The 16,093-nt window shown below is 30.6% G+C and carries 16 protein-coding genes; 12 read left to right on the top strand and 4 right to left on the bottom strand.

Translation table 11 applies throughout. The features are described 5' to 3' along the window. Positions 1-3: 3 nt before the first annotated feature. The gene (locus AC2D6V_RS11705; RefSeq protein WP_484648382.1) at positions 4-1,077 is read left to right on the top strand and encodes a glycosyltransferase family 9 protein; all 1,074 of its coding nucleotides are present in this window, start codon (positions 4-6) and stop codon (positions 1,075-1,077) included. Here the strand turns inward: AC2D6V_RS11705 and AC2D6V_RS11700 are convergent. Next, positions 1,048-1,710 carry a class I SAM-dependent methyltransferase gene (locus AC2D6V_RS11700; RefSeq protein ID WP_484648381.1) on the bottom strand — a complete coding sequence of 221 codons (663 nt, stop codon included), beginning with the start codon at positions 1,708-1,710 and terminating at the stop codon, positions 1,048-1,050. The genes AC2D6V_RS11705 and AC2D6V_RS11700 overlap by 30 nt on opposite strands. A 185-nt stretch (positions 1,711-1,895) precedes the next feature. Between AC2D6V_RS11700 and AC2D6V_RS11695 the strand changes: the two genes are divergently transcribed. Beyond that, positions 1,896-2,966: a CDP-glycerol glycerophosphotransferase gene (locus AC2D6V_RS11695; protein WP_484648380.1), complete on the top strand. Its 1,071-nt coding sequence runs from the start codon at positions 1,896-1,898 to the stop codon at positions 2,964-2,966. 8 nt (positions 2,967-2,974) lie between these two features. Here AC2D6V_RS11695 and AC2D6V_RS11690 read toward each other — a convergent pair whose 3' ends face one another. Beyond that, a complete protein-coding gene (locus tag AC2D6V_RS11690) occupies positions 2,975-3,796 on the bottom strand; it encodes a glycosyltransferase family 2 protein (RefSeq protein ID WP_484648379.1) in 822 nt (273 codons plus the stop codon). A 34-nt stretch (positions 3,797-3,830) separates the two neighbouring features. On the opposite strand from AC2D6V_RS11690, the gene AC2D6V_RS11685 reads away from it, so the two are divergent. Further along, entirely contained in the window at positions 3,831-4,613 is a 783-nt protein-coding gene (locus AC2D6V_RS11685) for a glycosyltransferase family 2 protein (protein ID WP_484648378.1), read from the top strand. Here AC2D6V_RS11685 and AC2D6V_RS11680 read toward each other — a convergent pair. Beyond that, a complete protein-coding gene (locus AC2D6V_RS11680) occupies positions 4,602-5,366 on the bottom strand; it encodes a lipopolysaccharide kinase InaA family protein (RefSeq protein WP_484648829.1) in 765 nt (254 codons plus the stop codon). The genes AC2D6V_RS11685 and AC2D6V_RS11680 overlap by 12 nt on opposite strands. Positions 5,367-5,509: 143 nt before the next feature. Between AC2D6V_RS11680 and AC2D6V_RS11675 the strand changes: the two genes are divergently transcribed. From AC2D6V_RS11675 to AC2D6V_RS11650, 6 genes are read left to right on the top strand one after another with little or no spacing between them, the layout of a single operon-like run. Beyond that, positions 5,510-6,355 carry a glycosyltransferase gene (locus tag AC2D6V_RS11675; RefSeq protein ID WP_484648377.1) on the top strand — a complete coding sequence of 282 codons (846 nt, stop codon included), beginning with the start codon at positions 5,510-5,512 and terminating at the stop codon, positions 6,353-6,355. A 21-nt stretch (positions 6,356-6,376) separates the two neighbouring features. Beyond that, on the top strand, positions 6,377-6,937 hold the full coding sequence (locus AC2D6V_RS11670) for an L-threonylcarbamoyladenylate synthase (protein WP_484648376.1): 561 nt from the start codon (positions 6,377-6,379) through the stop codon (positions 6,935-6,937). Positions 6,938-6,953: 16 nt separating this feature from the next. Next, a complete protein-coding gene (locus AC2D6V_RS11665) occupies positions 6,954-8,372 on the top strand; it encodes a CCA tRNA nucleotidyltransferase (protein WP_484648375.1) in 1,419 nt (472 codons plus the stop codon). 1 nt (position 8,373) lies between these two features. Beyond that, positions 8,374-8,829 carry a GNAT family N-acetyltransferase gene (locus tag AC2D6V_RS11660; RefSeq protein WP_484648374.1) on the top strand — a complete coding sequence of 152 codons (456 nt, stop codon included), beginning with the start codon at positions 8,374-8,376 and terminating at the stop codon, positions 8,827-8,829. After that, positions 8,826-9,842, top strand: a complete 1,017-nt coding sequence (locus AC2D6V_RS11655) for a COX15/CtaA family protein (protein WP_484648373.1) — start codon at positions 8,826-8,828, stop codon at positions 9,840-9,842. The genes AC2D6V_RS11660 and AC2D6V_RS11655 overlap by 4 nt, the downstream gene beginning before the upstream one ends. A gap of 38 nt (positions 9,843-9,880) precedes the next feature. Beyond that, positions 9,881-10,393, top strand: a complete 513-nt coding sequence (locus AC2D6V_RS11650; protein ID WP_484648372.1) for an IS1096 element passenger TnpR family protein — start codon at positions 9,881-9,883, stop codon at positions 10,391-10,393. On the opposite strand, the gene AC2D6V_RS11645 is transcribed toward AC2D6V_RS11650, so the two are convergent. Beyond that, entirely contained in the window at positions 10,374-11,465 is a 1,092-nt protein-coding gene (locus AC2D6V_RS11645) for a hypothetical protein (protein ID WP_484648371.1), read from the bottom strand. The genes AC2D6V_RS11650 and AC2D6V_RS11645 overlap by 20 nt on opposite strands. A 111-nt stretch (positions 11,466-11,576) precedes the next feature. Here AC2D6V_RS11645 and AC2D6V_RS11640 point away from each other — a divergent pair, with 111 nt between their 5' ends. Genes AC2D6V_RS11640 through AC2D6V_RS11630 form a run of 3 tightly spaced genes read left to right on the top strand, consistent with a single transcriptional unit; the run spans position 11,577 to position 16,091 of the window. Beyond that, positions 11,577-12,473, top strand: a complete 897-nt coding sequence (locus AC2D6V_RS11640; protein WP_484648370.1) for an ABC transporter ATP-binding protein — start codon at positions 11,577-11,579, stop codon at positions 12,471-12,473. A 20-nt stretch (positions 12,474-12,493) separates the two neighbouring features. Beyond that, positions 12,494-13,318 carry an ABC transporter permease gene (locus tag AC2D6V_RS11635; protein ID WP_484648369.1) on the top strand — a complete coding sequence of 275 codons (825 nt, stop codon included), beginning with the start codon at positions 12,494-12,496 and terminating at the stop codon, positions 13,316-13,318. A gap of 52 nt (positions 13,319-13,370) precedes the next feature. Further along, complete coding sequence (locus AC2D6V_RS11630) at positions 13,371-16,091, top strand: T9SS type B sorting domain-containing protein (protein WP_484648368.1); 2,721 nt, start codon at positions 13,371-13,373, stop codon at positions 16,089-16,091. Positions 16,092-16,093 lie beyond the last annotated feature (2 nt).

The raw sequence follows: 16,093 nt of genomic DNA, 5'->3' as shown, positions 1-16,093 counted from the left end.
TATATGAAGGTATTAATTATACAGCAAAAAATGATTGGTGATGTGCTTACTAGCACGATTCTATGTGAGAATATTAAAGCTAATATAAAAGAATCCAAAGTTCATTATGTAATTAATAGCCAAACAAATGCAGTGGTTGAAAACAACCCATATATTGATAAAATAGTTCTTTTTACACCTAAATATCGTAAAAGCAAATTAGCTTTTTACAGTTTCTTAAAAGAAATAAAAAAAGAAAAATATGATGTTGTTATAGATGTTTATGGAAAATTAGAAAGTAATTTAATCTGTTTATTTTCCAAAGCACCAATAAAGATTTCTTATAAAAAATGGCATACAAGTTTATTATTTACCCACGTTTTTGAATACACAGTAGAAGGAACGATTGAAGTTGATCGCGCCATAGAAAGTCGATTAAAATTACTTTTTCCTATTCTACCAGAGGTTAAAAATTTTATTAGAAAACCCAAAATATTTTTGACTGACGAAGAAATAGCTGTTGCAAAAACGTTTTTAGAAACTCATGAAATTGATTTTTCCAAACCAATTATAATGATAAATGCGTTAGGTAGTAACGACAAAAAATCATATCCGTTAGCATACATGGCAGAATCAATTAATACAGTTGCCGAAAAAAGTACTGCCAACTTATTGTTTAATTATTCTCCAAATCAAGTTAACGAAGCCAAAGCATTATATAGTTTATGTAACGAAAAAACAAAAAAACTCATTTATTTTGATGCCTACCCTTCAAATTTACGTTCGTTCTTAGCTGTATTATACCATTGTAATGCTTCAATAGGTAACGAAGGTGGCGCAATTAATATGGCAAAAGCACTTGACATACCTACTTTTAGTATTTTTTCTCCTTGGATAACCAAAGCATCATGGGATTTTTTTAAAAGTGAATCCAATGTCTCAGTTCATGTAGAAGATTATTTTCACGAAAAAATTGATGGTAAATCAAGAAAAGAACTTCGCGAAGATTCTTCAAATTTATACCAATATTTGAAACCTTCGTTATTCGATAAAAAACTAAAAGTTTTTCTAAGCCATAAATTTATTACGAACAAGTAATATTTGGTAGGCATTAATTAAAACTTTCCAGTCCTGTTTTATCATATACTCAACAACTAATTTCCCTTTACCTCCATTTGGAAGGTCGCAATCATCAATAAGCACAATTGAATTATCGTGTAATTGATCCTCAATAGCCTTAAACTCCTTAAGGTGATGTATTTGACTCTTGGTTTGTACTTCAATATCATCACTATAATCGTAGCTATCTAAATATAAAAAATCTACCCTTTCTTTAAAATTCTCCAAAAAAGCAATTGAATCTGAAAGATGAATTTTGACACTTGAATTTAATTCTTGCCTATCAACTTCATTTTGTGAGGCAGCAACAGATTTTTCACTAATATCCACAGAATGCAAAAATGCTTTGTTTTGTTTTGCCCATTTACCAAAAACAATTGTAGCAGCTCCATTACTTTTTGCTCCATGCAAACCTTCTCGTGAGGTACCTGTTTCTATAATTAATTTTGCCTTTGTCTTTTCTATTAGTTCTAAAACTTTTAAAAAAGTACCTCTTCGTTTTCTAAAGTCATATCTAAATGGCATAAAAGGATATAACGATTTGTGTTTAATAAACTTTCCAATAAAAAAACCTAAAACACCTAATCCTAAAACCCACCAGAAGTATTGCATACGTAAAATTTATTTAGCGGTAAATATAATCGTAAAATAGAGACTGCCAAAATTGATCAACTCACTTTATTTAAAAATCATAAATCAATCTTCCTTTTCATATTAACTAATTAAATTTAACTTTGTTTACAGACAGCTTTGAAAGAATTTATTACCCTATAATTATAACTAAGGTCGAAATATTCATGAATTATACATTTCTAATTTACATTTCATATAGTTATGCGCTTCCTATAGGTTCTCCTTTGGAACAAGAGATTATCAAAAAAGGATATACCATTAAATGGTTTAGTGATTTGGAGGAAGGCATTCGCGCATTAAAAAACAAATCTAATGTGTTAGGAACAATTCATGAAGTTATTAATTACAATCCTGATATTATTCTCGCCGTAACAGATAGTGTTCCTGATTTTTTAAGAGGCTTGAAAGTTCAAATATTTCATGGTTTCAATGCTGAAAAACGCAGCTTTAAAAAAGATCATTTTAGAATAAGAGGGCTTTTTGATCTCTATTGCACACAAGGCCCTAGTACAACTACTGTCTTTAAAGAAATTGCAAAAAATCGAAAACATTTTGAAGTTATTGAAACTGGATGGAGTAAAGTAGACCCTTTATTTCCAGTTTCATTGACATCTAAAAAAAATAAACCCACCGTATTTGTAGCTTCTACTTTTACTGAACGTTTAAGTTTGGCTTACAATAATAATGTTTACGAAATGATAAAGTTATTGAGTAATACTGGTGATTATTATTTTGAAATGGTTTTGCATCCAAAAATCCCAAAACACATCGTATCTAAATGGGAATCTTTGAACAATGACTATTTTAAATTTTATAATACGACTGATTTAATTCCTTTATTTAGAAGAGCCGATGTTATGTTTGCCGATACAACTTCTGCTATTCAAGAATTCGGATTACAACAAAAGCCTGTCGTTACATTTAATCATTACAAGCCAAAACCATACTTAATCAACATAACTAAAGCATCTGAAATCAAAGAAGCCATTCAAGAAGCTTTGAAATATCCTGAAACAATTTTAAATGAATTAGCTAAATTTAATAAAGACTTACATCCATATTGTGATGGAAAATCGAGTGAGCGTGTTATAAGTGCCTGCATTAATTTTCTGCATAAGGATAAAAATTACTTAAAAAGCAAACCAATTAATTTAGTTAGAAAGTATAAAATTAGGAAACGATTACAATACTACACTTTAAAGACTTACAATCGTGCGTTTACAAAACACCGTTAAAATAAAAGTTATGAACTTGCTAAACCAAATTTAGTATATTTTAACTTTAAACGGCGAGTTTCTTTCCTTATGGAGTTGTTTAATAACAGTGCCGCTTCATTTTTATAAGGACGTTCATGATATAAGTGTAAACAAATAACACTATACCTTACTTGCAAAAATTTATATCCCGCATTCATGAGACGTTCACCTATTTCACGATCTTCTCCGCCATATTGCATGCGTTCATCAAAACCATTAACTTCTAAAACAGCATCTTTCCAACCGGAAACATTCATTCCATCAAAAGTGGCTCTAGTTGGTGTGAAAGTGTTTAACAACCATGCTTTGAATCCACTAACTGTTAACTTATTAGCTTTAAAATTCTTTTTTAAACCATTTCTAATTAACCAATTAATATCAAAACAATCTACATTACTAATGTGTTTTTTAGATATTTCATTTGAAATTGATTCGGGTAACTTAAAATAACCTCCAGACAGAAAACTATTCAATTTACGCAATCTCAAGTGAGTTTCAACAAAGTCTTTTCTAGGAATACAATCTCCATCTGTGAATATTAAATAGTTTGAAGTTGTCTTTAAAATAGCTTTGTTTAAAATTTTAGTTTTTCGAAATCCGTTATCTTCCTGCCAAATATGACGAATCGTTATCTTCGAGTCACGTTTAAATTCATCAATAACATTTTTGGTCTCTTCAGAAGAACCATCATCAGCTATAATAATTTCAAAATTAGATTCTGATTGAAATTCATAACCCCAAAGCACCTTTTGTAGCCATTGTGGCTGATTATATGTACTTATAATTACTGATGCTTTAAATTTACTCATTGAGGCAAAAATAACTATTTTTACCTTAAAGGAAATGACTTGTATTATTATTCTATTGAAAGAACATAAACCAAAAATATCAGCCCTATTAATTACTTATAATGAAGTAAATCATATCAATTCGGTCATAACAAACATTTCATTTGCAAATGAAATTATAGTTATTGATTCGTTCAGTAAAGATGGTACACTTGAAAAACTTCAAGAACTAAAACATGTTAAAGTCTTCCAAAGACAATTTAAAGATTTTGCGAACCAAAGAAACTTTGCAATACAACAAGCAACTCATGAATGGATATTGTTTATTGATGCAGACGAGCGTATTCCAGATAAACTAAAATATGAAATTATTACGGTAGTTAATAACCCCTTTGATATAGTTGCATTTAAGGTAAAGCGCTTATTTTACTTTAAGAAAAAAAGAATCCGTTTTAGTGGACTTCAAACTGATTGTACTTTCCGCTTATTTAAAAAAGATAGTGTAAAATATATTGAAGATAAAATTGTTCACGAAATGCCTAAGATTTCTGGAAAAAGCAGTGTTTTCAAAAACAGCATGCTCCATTATTGTTTTGAAAGCTCAGCCGATTATAAATCAAAGATGGAACACTACGGAAGCCTTAAAGCTCTAGAACTAAATAAAAAAGGAGCGAAAACGAATGCACTAAATCTTATTTTTAGACCAATTTATAAATTTACGCTTAACTATTTTTTCAGACTAGGGTTTTTAGATGGAAAAGAAGGTTTTCAAATATGTTATTTAAGTGCTTATGGAGTCTATTACAGATATAAAGAGCTTAAAAAATTAAGGAGTTGATTCCCAGAACTTCAATTTCTTTTTTAATCGTTTTTTACGATGATATTTTTCTTGGAAAACTTCAATTTCTTTCCACATCAAACTAAATATTTTATCATAATCTCCACCAGAACATTTAGCATATTCATCGCTCATAACTTCAACCATACTTCTGTGCGTTGTAAGTCTTGAAAAGTTTTTAATTCTAGCATCAAAATCCATCTGGCCAAAATTCATCCTATTCAAATCAACTAAATAGAAATCATATCCATTTCCTTTCTTCTTTATTAAGGTATTTCCTGGAGAATGATCTAAAAACTGAATTCCTTTTTCATGCAGACTAAAAGTAAACCTTGTGAAGGCTCTTAGGATATTATCATAATCTGGGTAATTAAAGTCGCTCGTTAACTCTCTATAAGTAATATCACAATCTAATTGCTCACTTATATAAAAACTTTTTTTGAAAAGTAGCAAGGTTTTATATTCAAAATAAGCCAAAGGCTTTGGCGTTCCAACACCTAATTCTAATAATTTATTGGCATATTCAAAAGAACGTTGCGCTTTACTTTTTCTAAAAAACTTATATGCAATTTGATTAATTATATTAGGCATTTTAAATGCCTTTACATTTATATTTACACCATTAAAAGGGATGATTTTGATAACATTTCTTTCTCCAACTCCTCCTTCAAATGAGTCAAAATCGCTAACAATTTGAGTTAGAGATTTTTTATTTAATTCGTCTTGATAATTACTAAATACCTTAACTTCCATTCTTTTAACAAAATATTGATTTTTTGAAATTTTTGATATCATTCCTTTCAAAACCTGTATAAAAATAAAACAATCAATTTTTAAAAGTTTTCTATTATATATTTGCATCGATGCAAATATAAGCTTCATAAATTAATATAAATATGTTCAAACATTTTTTAATAACTAGATTTAATTTAAGGCAACCAGATTGGAAAACAACTAAGAATAACATTCCGGTTCTAACTGAAGAATGGCACAGGAACAGATTCGAACTTTTTATAAAATATTGTTTTCATAGTGTTTCAAATCAAACAAATAAGGATTTTGAATGGCTTGTATATTTCGATACTACTACTCCAAAAAAATATAAGCTTGTTATTGATGAATTGGATAAAAAACTGACCAATTTCAAACCCATTTTTGTAGATGGAATGGAACAGTTTTTACCTGGAATTAAATCGTATGTCTCAAATTTCAATCAAGAATATATTATAACTAGTCGTATTGACAATGATGATTGTTTGAGTAAAGACTATATAGACGCTGTTCAAAAGCAATTCAATCAGCAAAATTTTACTGCTATAGATTTTATTGATGGTTACACAATTCAAACGAGTCCGAATATTAAAATTGGGAAACGTTTTGATCAGTACAATCCTTTTATTTCGCTTATAGAAAAAAATGATGATCCAAAGACCGTCTGGGCTATTCGTCATTCGCATTGGAAACGAGAAAAAAATATAGTCCAAATTAAAAACCACAGGACATGGACTGCTGTAATCCATCAAGAAAATAAAATCAATGCATTTGTTGGATATGATGATGTTAATTTATCAGAATTTTTTAAAAATTTTATAATTGACCCTACGGAAGTAGCCAAACTTAAAAATGAGGCTATTCCGCACGCAAAATGGAAAAAGGAAAGCAGAAGGAATTATGTTTCTTCTTATTGGAACTATACATTTAAAAATATAAAAAAGAAATTAGGCGTCTATAAATTTAAATAGGCATTTATATAATTGATTATTATGCATCAAGAAATTAAAAGTGCACTTGAGGTTTTAAAACAAGGCGGCCTCATTCTCTACCCTACAGATACTGTTTGGGGTATTGGTTGTGATGCAGCAAATGAAGAAGCTGTTAAAAAAATATATCAATTAAAACAACGTGAAGATAGTAAAGCCCTTATTTGTTTAGTAGCAGATGATAGAATGCTAAAAAGATATATAAAAACTATACCAGAAGTTGCTCTAAATATTATTGAAGTTACTGATAAACCTACAACTATTATTTATGATGATGCTAAAAATTTAGCTAGTAATTTAATTGCTGAAGACCACACCGTAGCTATACGGATTCCAGATAACGAATTTTGTTATCAATTATCAAGAAAACTTAATGGTGCATTAGTTTCTACATCGGCAAATATAAGCGGTGAACCTACGCCAAAATCGTTTCAAGAAATAAGTCCTGCTATTTTAAAAGGTGTTGACTATGTTGTAAATTTGCATCGCGAAAAGATTTGTTCTAAACCTTCATCCATTATCAAATTAAGTAATAATGATATGGTGAAAATTATACGCGAGTAAACCACAAAAATCATTAATGGATTATAAGGAAGCATTACAACATTCTATCTTTAAAGTTATTTCTAAGTCTGCAAAAGAGATTCAATTAGATGCTTTTGTAATTGGTGGTTTTGTTCGTGATTTTATTTTAAAACGCGGCACTGCAAAGGATATCGATATTGTAGCTATTGGTGACGGTATTGAATTAGCTAAACAAGTTGCAAAAAACCTCCCTAACAGACCTAAAGTTCAAGTTTTTAAAACTTATGGTACGGCAATGCTAAGACATGAAGACGTCGAAATTGAATTTGTTGGTGCTCGCAAAGAGTCTTATTACGAGAATAGTAGAAATCCTGCGGTAGAAAATGGCTCACTAGAAGACGACCAAAATCGTCGTGATTTCACTATAAATGCCTTAGCTTTAAATTTAAGTGAAAACAATTTTGGCGAATTACTTGATCCATTTAATGGAATTGAAGATTTAGCCAATAAAATTATTAGAACACCGCTTGATCCTAATATCACGTATAGTGATGACCCTTTAAGAATGATGCGTGCCATTAGGTTTTCCTCACAATTAAATTTTACAATTGAAAATGAATCGCTAAAAGCTATTGCTAAGAATAGCCATCGGATTAAGATAATTACTAAAGAACGCATTGTAACAGAATTGAATAAAATTCTCGAAAGTAAAAAACCATCAGTAGGCTTTTTATTACTAGAGCAAACAGGACTGTTAAATTATATTCTACCAGAACTCACTGCTTTAAAAGGCATTGATGAAGTAGAAGGCCAAAGACATAAAGATAATTTCTATCATACATTGGAAGTAGTTGATAACATCTCAAAAAACACCAATAATTTATGGCTACGTTGGGCTGCTCTTTTACACGATATTGGAAAAGCTCCAACTAAAAAATTCAGCAAAAAGGTCGGGTGGACTTTTCATGCCCACGAATTTGAAGGTTCTAAAATGGTTTATCAATTATTTAAAAGGCTAAAAATGCCATTAAATGACAAAATGAAGTTTGTTCAAAAAATGGTATTTATGAGTTCGCGCCCCATAGTGTTAGCCCAAGATATCGTTACAGATTCAGCTGTTCGTCGTTTAGTTTTTGATGCTGGAGATTTTGTCGATGATTTAATGACGCTTTGCGAAGCAGATATTACAACCAAGAACCCAAAGAAATTTAATAAATACAAGAACAACTTTAAAATTGTTAGGCAGAAAATTGTTGAAGTTGAAGAACGAGATCATGTTCGTAATTTTCAACCACCAATTTCTGGTGAGGAAATTATGAAAGCTTTTAATTTGCAACCTTCCCGCGAAATTGGTTTGATAAAAGAAACTATAAAAGAAGCCATTCTTGAAGGTGATATTCCTAACGATTATGACGCTGCCTTCAAGCTTATGCTTAAAGAGGGAGAGCGATTAGGACTAAAAACGAGCGATTAAAATGATTAAACTAGTTAGAACAAATTCCAATAATATTGGCTTCGTTAACTTAGTAAAAAAACTTGATTTGTACCTGAAAATTATTGATGGTGAAGATCACTCATTTTATAATCAATTCAATAATATTGATGTTTTAAAGCATATTGTAGTTGCATATAATGAAGATATACCCGTTGGTTGTGGAGCATTCAAAATATTTAATTATAACAGTGTGGAAATTAAGCGTATGTTCACATTACCCAGTTCCAGAGGCCAAAAAATTGCTAGTAAAATTTTGAACGAATTAGAACTTTGGGCTAAAGAATTAAGGTATACTTCCTGTATTCTGGAAACAGGAAAAAGACAAGCTGCTGCAGTAAATTTTTATACAAACCAAAACTATAATATAATTCCAAACTTCGGACCTTATAAAAATATTGAAAATAGTGTCTGCTTTGAAAAACAATTATCTCAATGAAAAAAGATAATAAAAAAGTGATTTATTGGCTATTAACTGGATGTCTTCTCATATTTATTATGGTTGTGGTTGGAGGTATTACTAGGTTAACACATTCTGGTTTATCAATCTCGAATTACAAACTCATTTCTGGCACTATTCCACCGTTAAACGAAGCTGAATGGCAAACCGCTTTTGAGCTTTATAAACAGTATCCTGAATATCAAAAACTCAATAATCATTTTTCGCTTCAAGATTTCAAAGACATCTACTTCTGGGAATGGTTACATCGTGTAATTGGACGCTTTATTGGGTTAGTATTCTTTATTCCTTTTTTATATTTTTTAATTAAAAAACAACTATCAAAACCAACCATAAAGAAATGTATTATTTTACTTTTTCTCGGAGGGTTTCAAGGATTTTTAGGCTGGTATATGGTTAAAAGTGGTCTAGTTGATAATCCTGATGTAAGTCACTATAGGTTGGCAGCACACTTAACTACGGCGTTTATTACATTCGCTTATACTTTTTGGGTTGCTTTAGATTTAATGTTTCCGAGTAAAAAACAAATCAATAAAAGTTTTAGAAATTTAATTCGCTTCGGTTTAGGTTTCTTAATTCTTCAAATTATATATGGCGCTTTTGTAGCTGGTTTAGATGCCGGTTTTATTCACAACCATTGGCCGATGATGAGTGAAGGTGAATTTATGCATAAAACGGTATTTATAGAACAAAATCCATTTTACAGAAATTTTATTGAAGGTAAGAGTGGTGTTCAATTTGTTCATAGAATCCTTGCTTATTTTGTGGTTTTTCTAATTTTTATTATTTGGCGAAAATCAAAAAAACTGGATTTAACAATTTTGCAATCAAAAGCTATTAATGCTATGTTAATAATGGTTGGGATTCAGTTTTTATTGGGTGTTTTAACTATATTATTACAAGTTCCTGTTTGGCTTGGTGTAGCGCATCAAATAGGTGCTTTTTTCCTATTAAGTAGTATGACATTTACACTACATCGTTTCAGTAAATAATTAAATAAAAGCATACCTTTGCAGTATTTATTTGACAAATGATTTATAGATTTAGAGTTATACTTGATAATGATACCGAAGAAGATGTTTTTCGCGATTTAGAGATTCGTGAAACAGATTCACTTGAAGATTTACATAATATCATTACCCAGTCTTTTGGGTTTGATGGCACTGAAATGGCATCTTTTTATTTAAGTAATGACCAATGGGATCAAGGTGAAGAAATTTCATTATTTGATTTAAGTGAAAATGCTTCAGCTAGATTAATGAATGAAACATCTATAGATAGTGTTGTGCACGAGATGCAACCAAAACTTATTTATATTTACGATTTTTTAAGTTTGTGGACTTTTTATGTTGAGTTAGCTGAAATTGTAGACGAAACAGAAGGACATGATTATCCAAATTTAATGTTTGTTCAAGGTCAAGTGCCAGAAACAGCACCAGAAAAAATATTTGAGACAGAAAACGACGACAATTTTAATGAATTTGAAGATGGTATCGATGTGGATGATTATGAGGATTTGGATTTTAACGAAAATTGGAATTAACACTCCGTTTTTGTCTTAAATTTTCCAGATTTACATTTTCATAGTTCCTTGTTAAGTATTCCAGGGAATACTTAAGGATATGTCCCATATTTTTGCTACGTTTAAAATTTACATCTTGGGTGTATTCAAATATTTTCATCTTTAAAGAATCAATATTTTCATCTTTTGAAATAGAATCTTCTATCATACATTTTAATAATTTATTTATTCTCTTTTGAAAGCTTTTTAAACGCTTTACCAAAGTAGAACGTTCTTCAATTTTATATTGATCTAGTGATTGTTTTTGAATAATTTTTGAAACCAATTCCACCATTTTTAAATTTTCTTTAAAAAACTGTGGTCTATAAATATTAAACTTACCTTCATACGACTGCTGGTCAAAATCTATCGCTCTTATTTTATAAACTACGTGATCAAAATCATGGGTTGGGACAATAACATAATTGTAAGAACGCATATCTCCTAAAAGCCTAATCATACAGCGTTCGTTAAACTTAACAAATTCTTTGGCTATTTGCGATTTTTCGGATTTATCACAATTAGGCAACATGTCTTTTATAAAAACATCACCTGGTATTCCAGCAATATGCTCTTCAATTAAAGTGTTTTTGTAAACCAGAAAATTTAAGTTATAAGGTGATAACATGTGCTCTAACTCTAGACCATACACACGCGAAGCATCAGCTATTTTTATATAGAAATAAGTGTAATTATCATTTAAAATATTTCTAATTTTAATTCTAAAAGGCTTTGAATTTCCAAACGTGCAAAAATCAATGGCATCGACATTTAAAAACGGCAACATACTATCATTACCATCAGAATGAAATATAGCATATACTTTTTTGAGAGCAGAATCAATTTCCTCTCTTTCAAATTCATTATAATAGACACGTATCCATAAGGTATCATTGTCTTCTTTATCATAAACAACTATGGATCCTTGAAAACGCAATAAATCATCATAAAAAATGGGAATTTTTAGGTTTCTATTGTATTGAGAAAGATAATCCTGTAACTTTTGTGTAATAGGAAACGAAGGTTTTTTTTTAGATATTTTTAAATCTTGCATAGTATAAAGTTAATGCTTTTATTGAAACGAATGTAACAAACTTAGCCTACTTTCGTCTTACTTTCATAACTAACCCATGCTAAATTAATTTGGCACAAAACATTATTATACTTGGAACCAATTCTCACAATTAATAATCTTACGAAAAAATTTGGCTACCTCACTGCTGTAAAAGATTTATCATTTACTATTAATAAAGGAAATGTTTACGGCATATTAGGGCCTAACGGAAGCGGTAAATCTACAACGCTTGGAATTGTTTTAAACGTTGTCAATAAAACTGAAGGTAATTTTCTTTGGTTTGATGGAAACACTTCTACCCACGATGCTCTTAAAAAAGTAGGTGCTATTATTGAGCGACCTAATTTTTATCCATATATGACAGCTAGTCAAAACCTAAAATTAGTTTGTAAAATTAAAGATGTTAACTACGAAAAAATAGATGAGAAGCTTGAAATTGTTGGGTTGTTAGATAGAAAGAATAGTAAATTTAAAACCTATTCACTCGGTATGAAACAGCGTTTAGCAATAGCTTCTGCCCTGTTAAACGATCCTGAAATTTTAATTCTTGATGAACCAACTAACGGATTAGATCCACAAGGTATTCATCAAATAAGAGAAATAATTAAAGAAATCGCTACAAAAGGGACTACCATTCTCTTAGCGTCTCATCTATTAGATGAAGTGGAAAAAGTATGCTCTCATGTTGTTGTGTTGCGCAAAGGCGAAAAACTTTATTCTGGTCGTGTAGACGAAATGATTTCTAGTCATGGTTTTTTTGAACTAAAGACGAATAAAAAAGAGGAACTAATATCCTTTTTAGAAAATGATGCTGCTTTTGGAAAAGTAAAAGTTGAAGAAGGCCTAATAACTGCTTTCTTAAATGAACCTATGAGTTCTGAAAGTTTCAATAAGCAACTTTTTGATAAAGATATTATTTTAACACATTTAGTACAGCGAAAAGAAAGTTTAGAAGAACAATTCTTACAATTAACAGACAACAACTAATACAACCAAAATACCACCCGATGTTCAGACTTTTAAATTTAGAATTACAAAAATTACTTCTTAATAGAACAAGTAAAATATTGATTTTTGTATCATTTATTTTACCTTTTTTCGTGATATTATTATCATCATTACGAATAAATGTATTTGGTTTTTTTACCTTAGAATTAGGAGAATTAGGCGTTTTTAATTTTCCCATCATTTGGCATCTAACTACTTTTTTCGCTTCTCAATTTAAATTCTTTTTTGCGATTGTCGTGGTAAGTATGATTGGTAATGAGTACAGTAACAAAACCATAAAGCAAAATTTAATTGATGGCCTAAGTAAAAAGGAATTTATATTATCGAAATTTTACACCATAGTTTTCTTCTCCTTGGTATCAACAATACTCATTGGCTTAATCTCTTTGTGTATAGGTCTGTATTATTCAAGTTATAATGAATTTGGCATCATAATACAAGAAAGTGTATTTCTGCTAGGATATTTTATTAAACTAATAGGCTTCTTTAGTTTATGCTTGTTTTTTGGCATGTTAGTTAAACGCTCCGCATTTGCATTAGCATTTCTTTTTATACTATTCATAATAGAGTGGATACTCTTTGGTTTAATGGCTTGGAAAATCGATACTGACTTGTCTGAAAAAATTCAAAATTTCTTTCCTTTAAAGTCCATGTATAAATTAATAGACCAACCCTTTCAACGAGTAGCTATGACTAAGTTTCCAGATAAAGGGGAATTAGTGTATGATTACGCAGTACATTGGCATGAAATTGTAATTGTATTAGCATGGACAGCCCTATTTGTCTTTTTATCGTATAGATTATTAAAAAAGCGGGATTTGTAATATATTTGTTAGCTTTTGCTAGTGAAAAATGAAAAAAATTGCAATAATCGTAATGAGCTGTTTGATCAGCCTAAATTTATTTGCCCAAAATGAAGCTGCGAATTGGTATTTTGGCTTTGGTGGTGGAATAAAATTCGATCCAACGAATAATAGTATTACTTCGCAAAATAGTGGCCAATTATTCACTAATGAGGGGTGTGCGTCTATTTCAAACGAATTTGGAGACTTACTCTTTTATACAGACGGCTCGACGGTTTGGAACAGAAACCATACAACCATGGTGAACGGTAGTGGATTATATGGTGATTCATCAAGTACTCAGTCCGCTATAATAGTTCCAAAACCAGATTCACTTACTATCTATTATATTTTTACAGTTGACAACAATCTAGATGGTTCAGACTTTGGTCTTAATTTTTCTGAAGTAGATATGTCGCTGGACAACGGGTTAGGAGCCATAATTAGCAAAAACAAAAATCTTTTAAATCTTTGCTCTGAAAAAATTACTGCCGTAATTAAGGACTGCATTACAAAATCTATATGGGTACTTACGTTTGCATCAGAAAATGGGAATAATCGTTTTTATAATACTTTTCATGCATTTGAAGTTAACAATATAGGAGTCAATTTAAGCCCCGTAAAATCTACTTTCAATTTTAACATTGATATTACTGATTCTCGAGGTTATTTAAAACTTTCGCCAGATGGTACAAAAGTTGCAAATGCAAATATGAGTAACGGTTTATATTTATACGATTTCGATGTATCAACCGGAAGAGTCAGCAATCAAGTTCCTGTAATTATAGAAAATGAGAACAACAACCCTTATGGTGTTGAGTTTTCTCCCAACAGCGAACTTCTTTACGTTCATTCAACCAATAATTATTTTGATTTTCAGAACCCCGCAAGTAATAATATTCCTTCAAACCATACCTCATCATTAATACAATTTGATCTTTCCAGAATTAACATGCCTAATTCTGAAGTACTATTAGATAACAGAAGCCTTTATAGAGGTGCTCTACAATTAGCACCTAATGGAAGGATATATAGATCCTTAAGTGCAACTTATAGCCAAGGGCTTCCCTTTTTAAGTGTTATAACTGCCCCTAATAACCTTGGTATTACATGCAGATATATGCATAATGCAGTTGATATTTCTCCTAATTTATCTACTCAAGGATTACCTCCCTTTATAACCTCCTTTTTTGCAGAGAAAATTGATATTATTGGCAATGGTTTATCTTCGTCAAATGTAAGTTTATGCGATGGTATACCATACCTTTTAAGGGCTGAAGAAATTCAAGGAGCCACATATACATGGACACTTGATGGATTCCTTTTGAACGAGGATGATTACGACTTAGAAGCAACTCAAGCTGGTCTTTATAGATTGATAATTGAATTAAATACCGGAGAATGTGAAGTATTGGAGGGTGAAGCTTATGTATCATTAAGTCCTAACCCTATAGCATATGATGCAGAAATTACTCAATGTGACGAAGATGGTATTTTAGGTGGTATTACTAGATTTGACTTAACTCATGCTAATGAAGACTTAACAGGGGGAGATCCAATACTATCAACTAGATTTTATACTGATAGTGATAGAAATTTTGAAATAGTTAATAGTGGTGATTATGATTATAATGCAGATGTTGTAAGCCCAATCTATGTCGAGGTGTATAATATTGACACAGGATGTTATAGCACAGCCATTTTAAATTTAAAATTAAGCCTTCAACAAATCTCTCCATTTACCTATTCAGTTTGTGATGAGTTAGGCTCAGAAGATGGCATTCACACCTTTGATCTAGAAAACATTACTGCGGAAATTCAAACGGCAAATAGTCTTAATCACCCCGTAGTTTTTTATCAAACTCACAAGGACGCGCTTTTAGAAGAAAATTATTTAGGAACATCTTATACGAATACTGGTAGTCCTTTTATGGAAACTATTTTTGCTAGGGTTGAAAACGATAATACATGCTTAGCTATAGGAGAAGTATTATTGAAAGTAAATGAGTTACCCAATATTGATAAGAATGATTTAGTTTATTATTGTCTCAATAATTTCCCAGAAACTATCCCCCTTAATGCTGCTCTCTTGGATAGTTCACCTCATTCTGAGTATAATTACGAATGGTCTACAGGTGAAACCTCTTATGAGATTGACATTAATGCACCAGGTAATTATAATGTAATTGTAACTAATAAAACAACAAATTGTTTAAAAACAAGAACAATAATTGTTGAACCCTCTAATATTGCAACTTTTAACCAGCCAAAGCCTTATACTGTAAAAGACGTTTCTAAAAATAACACAGTAACAGTTTTCGTTTCTGGGGAAGGAACTTATGAGTATGCATTATATAAAGAAAATAACATCAGTATTTACCGAGATTTTCAAGAGAGCAATATATTCGAAAACGTATTTCCTGGTATTTATGTTATAAATGTAAAAGATGTGAAAAATGATTGTGGCTCGGTCACTATAGATGTATCCGTCATTGGTTTCCCTAAATTTTTTACACCTAATAACGATAACGCACATGACACTTGGCAAGTCTACGGAGTCTCAAATATGTTTCAAGCAAATTCTACAATTTCAATATTTAACCGCTACGGAAAATTAATAAAGCAATTAGATCCTTTAGGAGAAGGTTGGGATGGTTCGTTCAATGGTGAAATAATGCCTAGTGATGATTATTGGTTCACCGTTACATTGCAAGATGGAAGAATATTTAAAAATCACTTTACCTTAAAAAGATAACA

The organism is Algibacter sp. YIN40 (genome assembly GCF_057219435.1).
Note: the sequence above shows the minus strand (reverse complement) of the source record. Positions and strands in the feature narration are given on the sequence as shown.

Coding starts and splice junctions, on each gene's coding strand:
- AC2D6V_RS11705 (WP_484648382.1), top strand. CDS start 4: ATGAAGGTATTAATTATACAGCAAAAAATGATTGGTGATGTGCTTACT.
- AC2D6V_RS11700 (WP_484648381.1), bottom strand. CDS start 1,710: ATGCAATACTTCTGGTGGGTTTTAGGATTAGGTGTTTTAGGTTTTTTT.
- AC2D6V_RS11695 (WP_484648380.1), top strand. CDS start 1,896: ATGAATTATACATTTCTAATTTACATTTCATATAGTTATGCGCTTCCT.
- AC2D6V_RS11690 (WP_484648379.1), bottom strand. CDS start 3,796: ATGAGTAAATTTAAAGCATCAGTAATTATAAGTACATATAATCAGCCA.
- AC2D6V_RS11685 (WP_484648378.1), top strand. CDS start 3,831: ATGACTTGTATTATTATTCTATTGAAAGAACATAAACCAAAAATATCA.
- AC2D6V_RS11680 (WP_484648829.1), bottom strand. CDS start 5,366: ATGGAAGTTAAGGTATTTAGTAATTATCAAGACGAATTAAATAAAAAA.
- AC2D6V_RS11675 (WP_484648377.1), top strand. CDS start 5,510: ATGTTCAAACATTTTTTAATAACTAGATTTAATTTAAGGCAACCAGAT.
- AC2D6V_RS11670 (WP_484648376.1), top strand. CDS start 6,377: ATGCATCAAGAAATTAAAAGTGCACTTGAGGTTTTAAAACAAGGCGGC.
- AC2D6V_RS11665 (WP_484648375.1), top strand. CDS start 6,954: ATGGATTATAAGGAAGCATTACAACATTCTATCTTTAAAGTTATTTCT.
- AC2D6V_RS11660 (WP_484648374.1), top strand. CDS start 8,374: ATGATTAAACTAGTTAGAACAAATTCCAATAATATTGGCTTCGTTAAC.
- AC2D6V_RS11655 (WP_484648373.1), top strand. CDS start 8,826: ATGAAAAAAGATAATAAAAAAGTGATTTATTGGCTATTAACTGGATGT.
- AC2D6V_RS11650 (WP_484648372.1), top strand. CDS start 9,881: ATGATTTATAGATTTAGAGTTATACTTGATAATGATACCGAAGAAGAT.
- AC2D6V_RS11645 (WP_484648371.1), bottom strand. CDS start 11,465: ATGCAAGATTTAAAAATATCTAAAAAAAAACCTTCGTTTCCTATTACA.
- AC2D6V_RS11635 (WP_484648369.1), top strand. CDS start 12,494: ATGTTCAGACTTTTAAATTTAGAATTACAAAAATTACTTCTTAATAGA.
- AC2D6V_RS11630 (WP_484648368.1), top strand. CDS start 13,371: ATGAGCTGTTTGATCAGCCTAAATTTATTTGCCCAAAATGAAGCTGCG.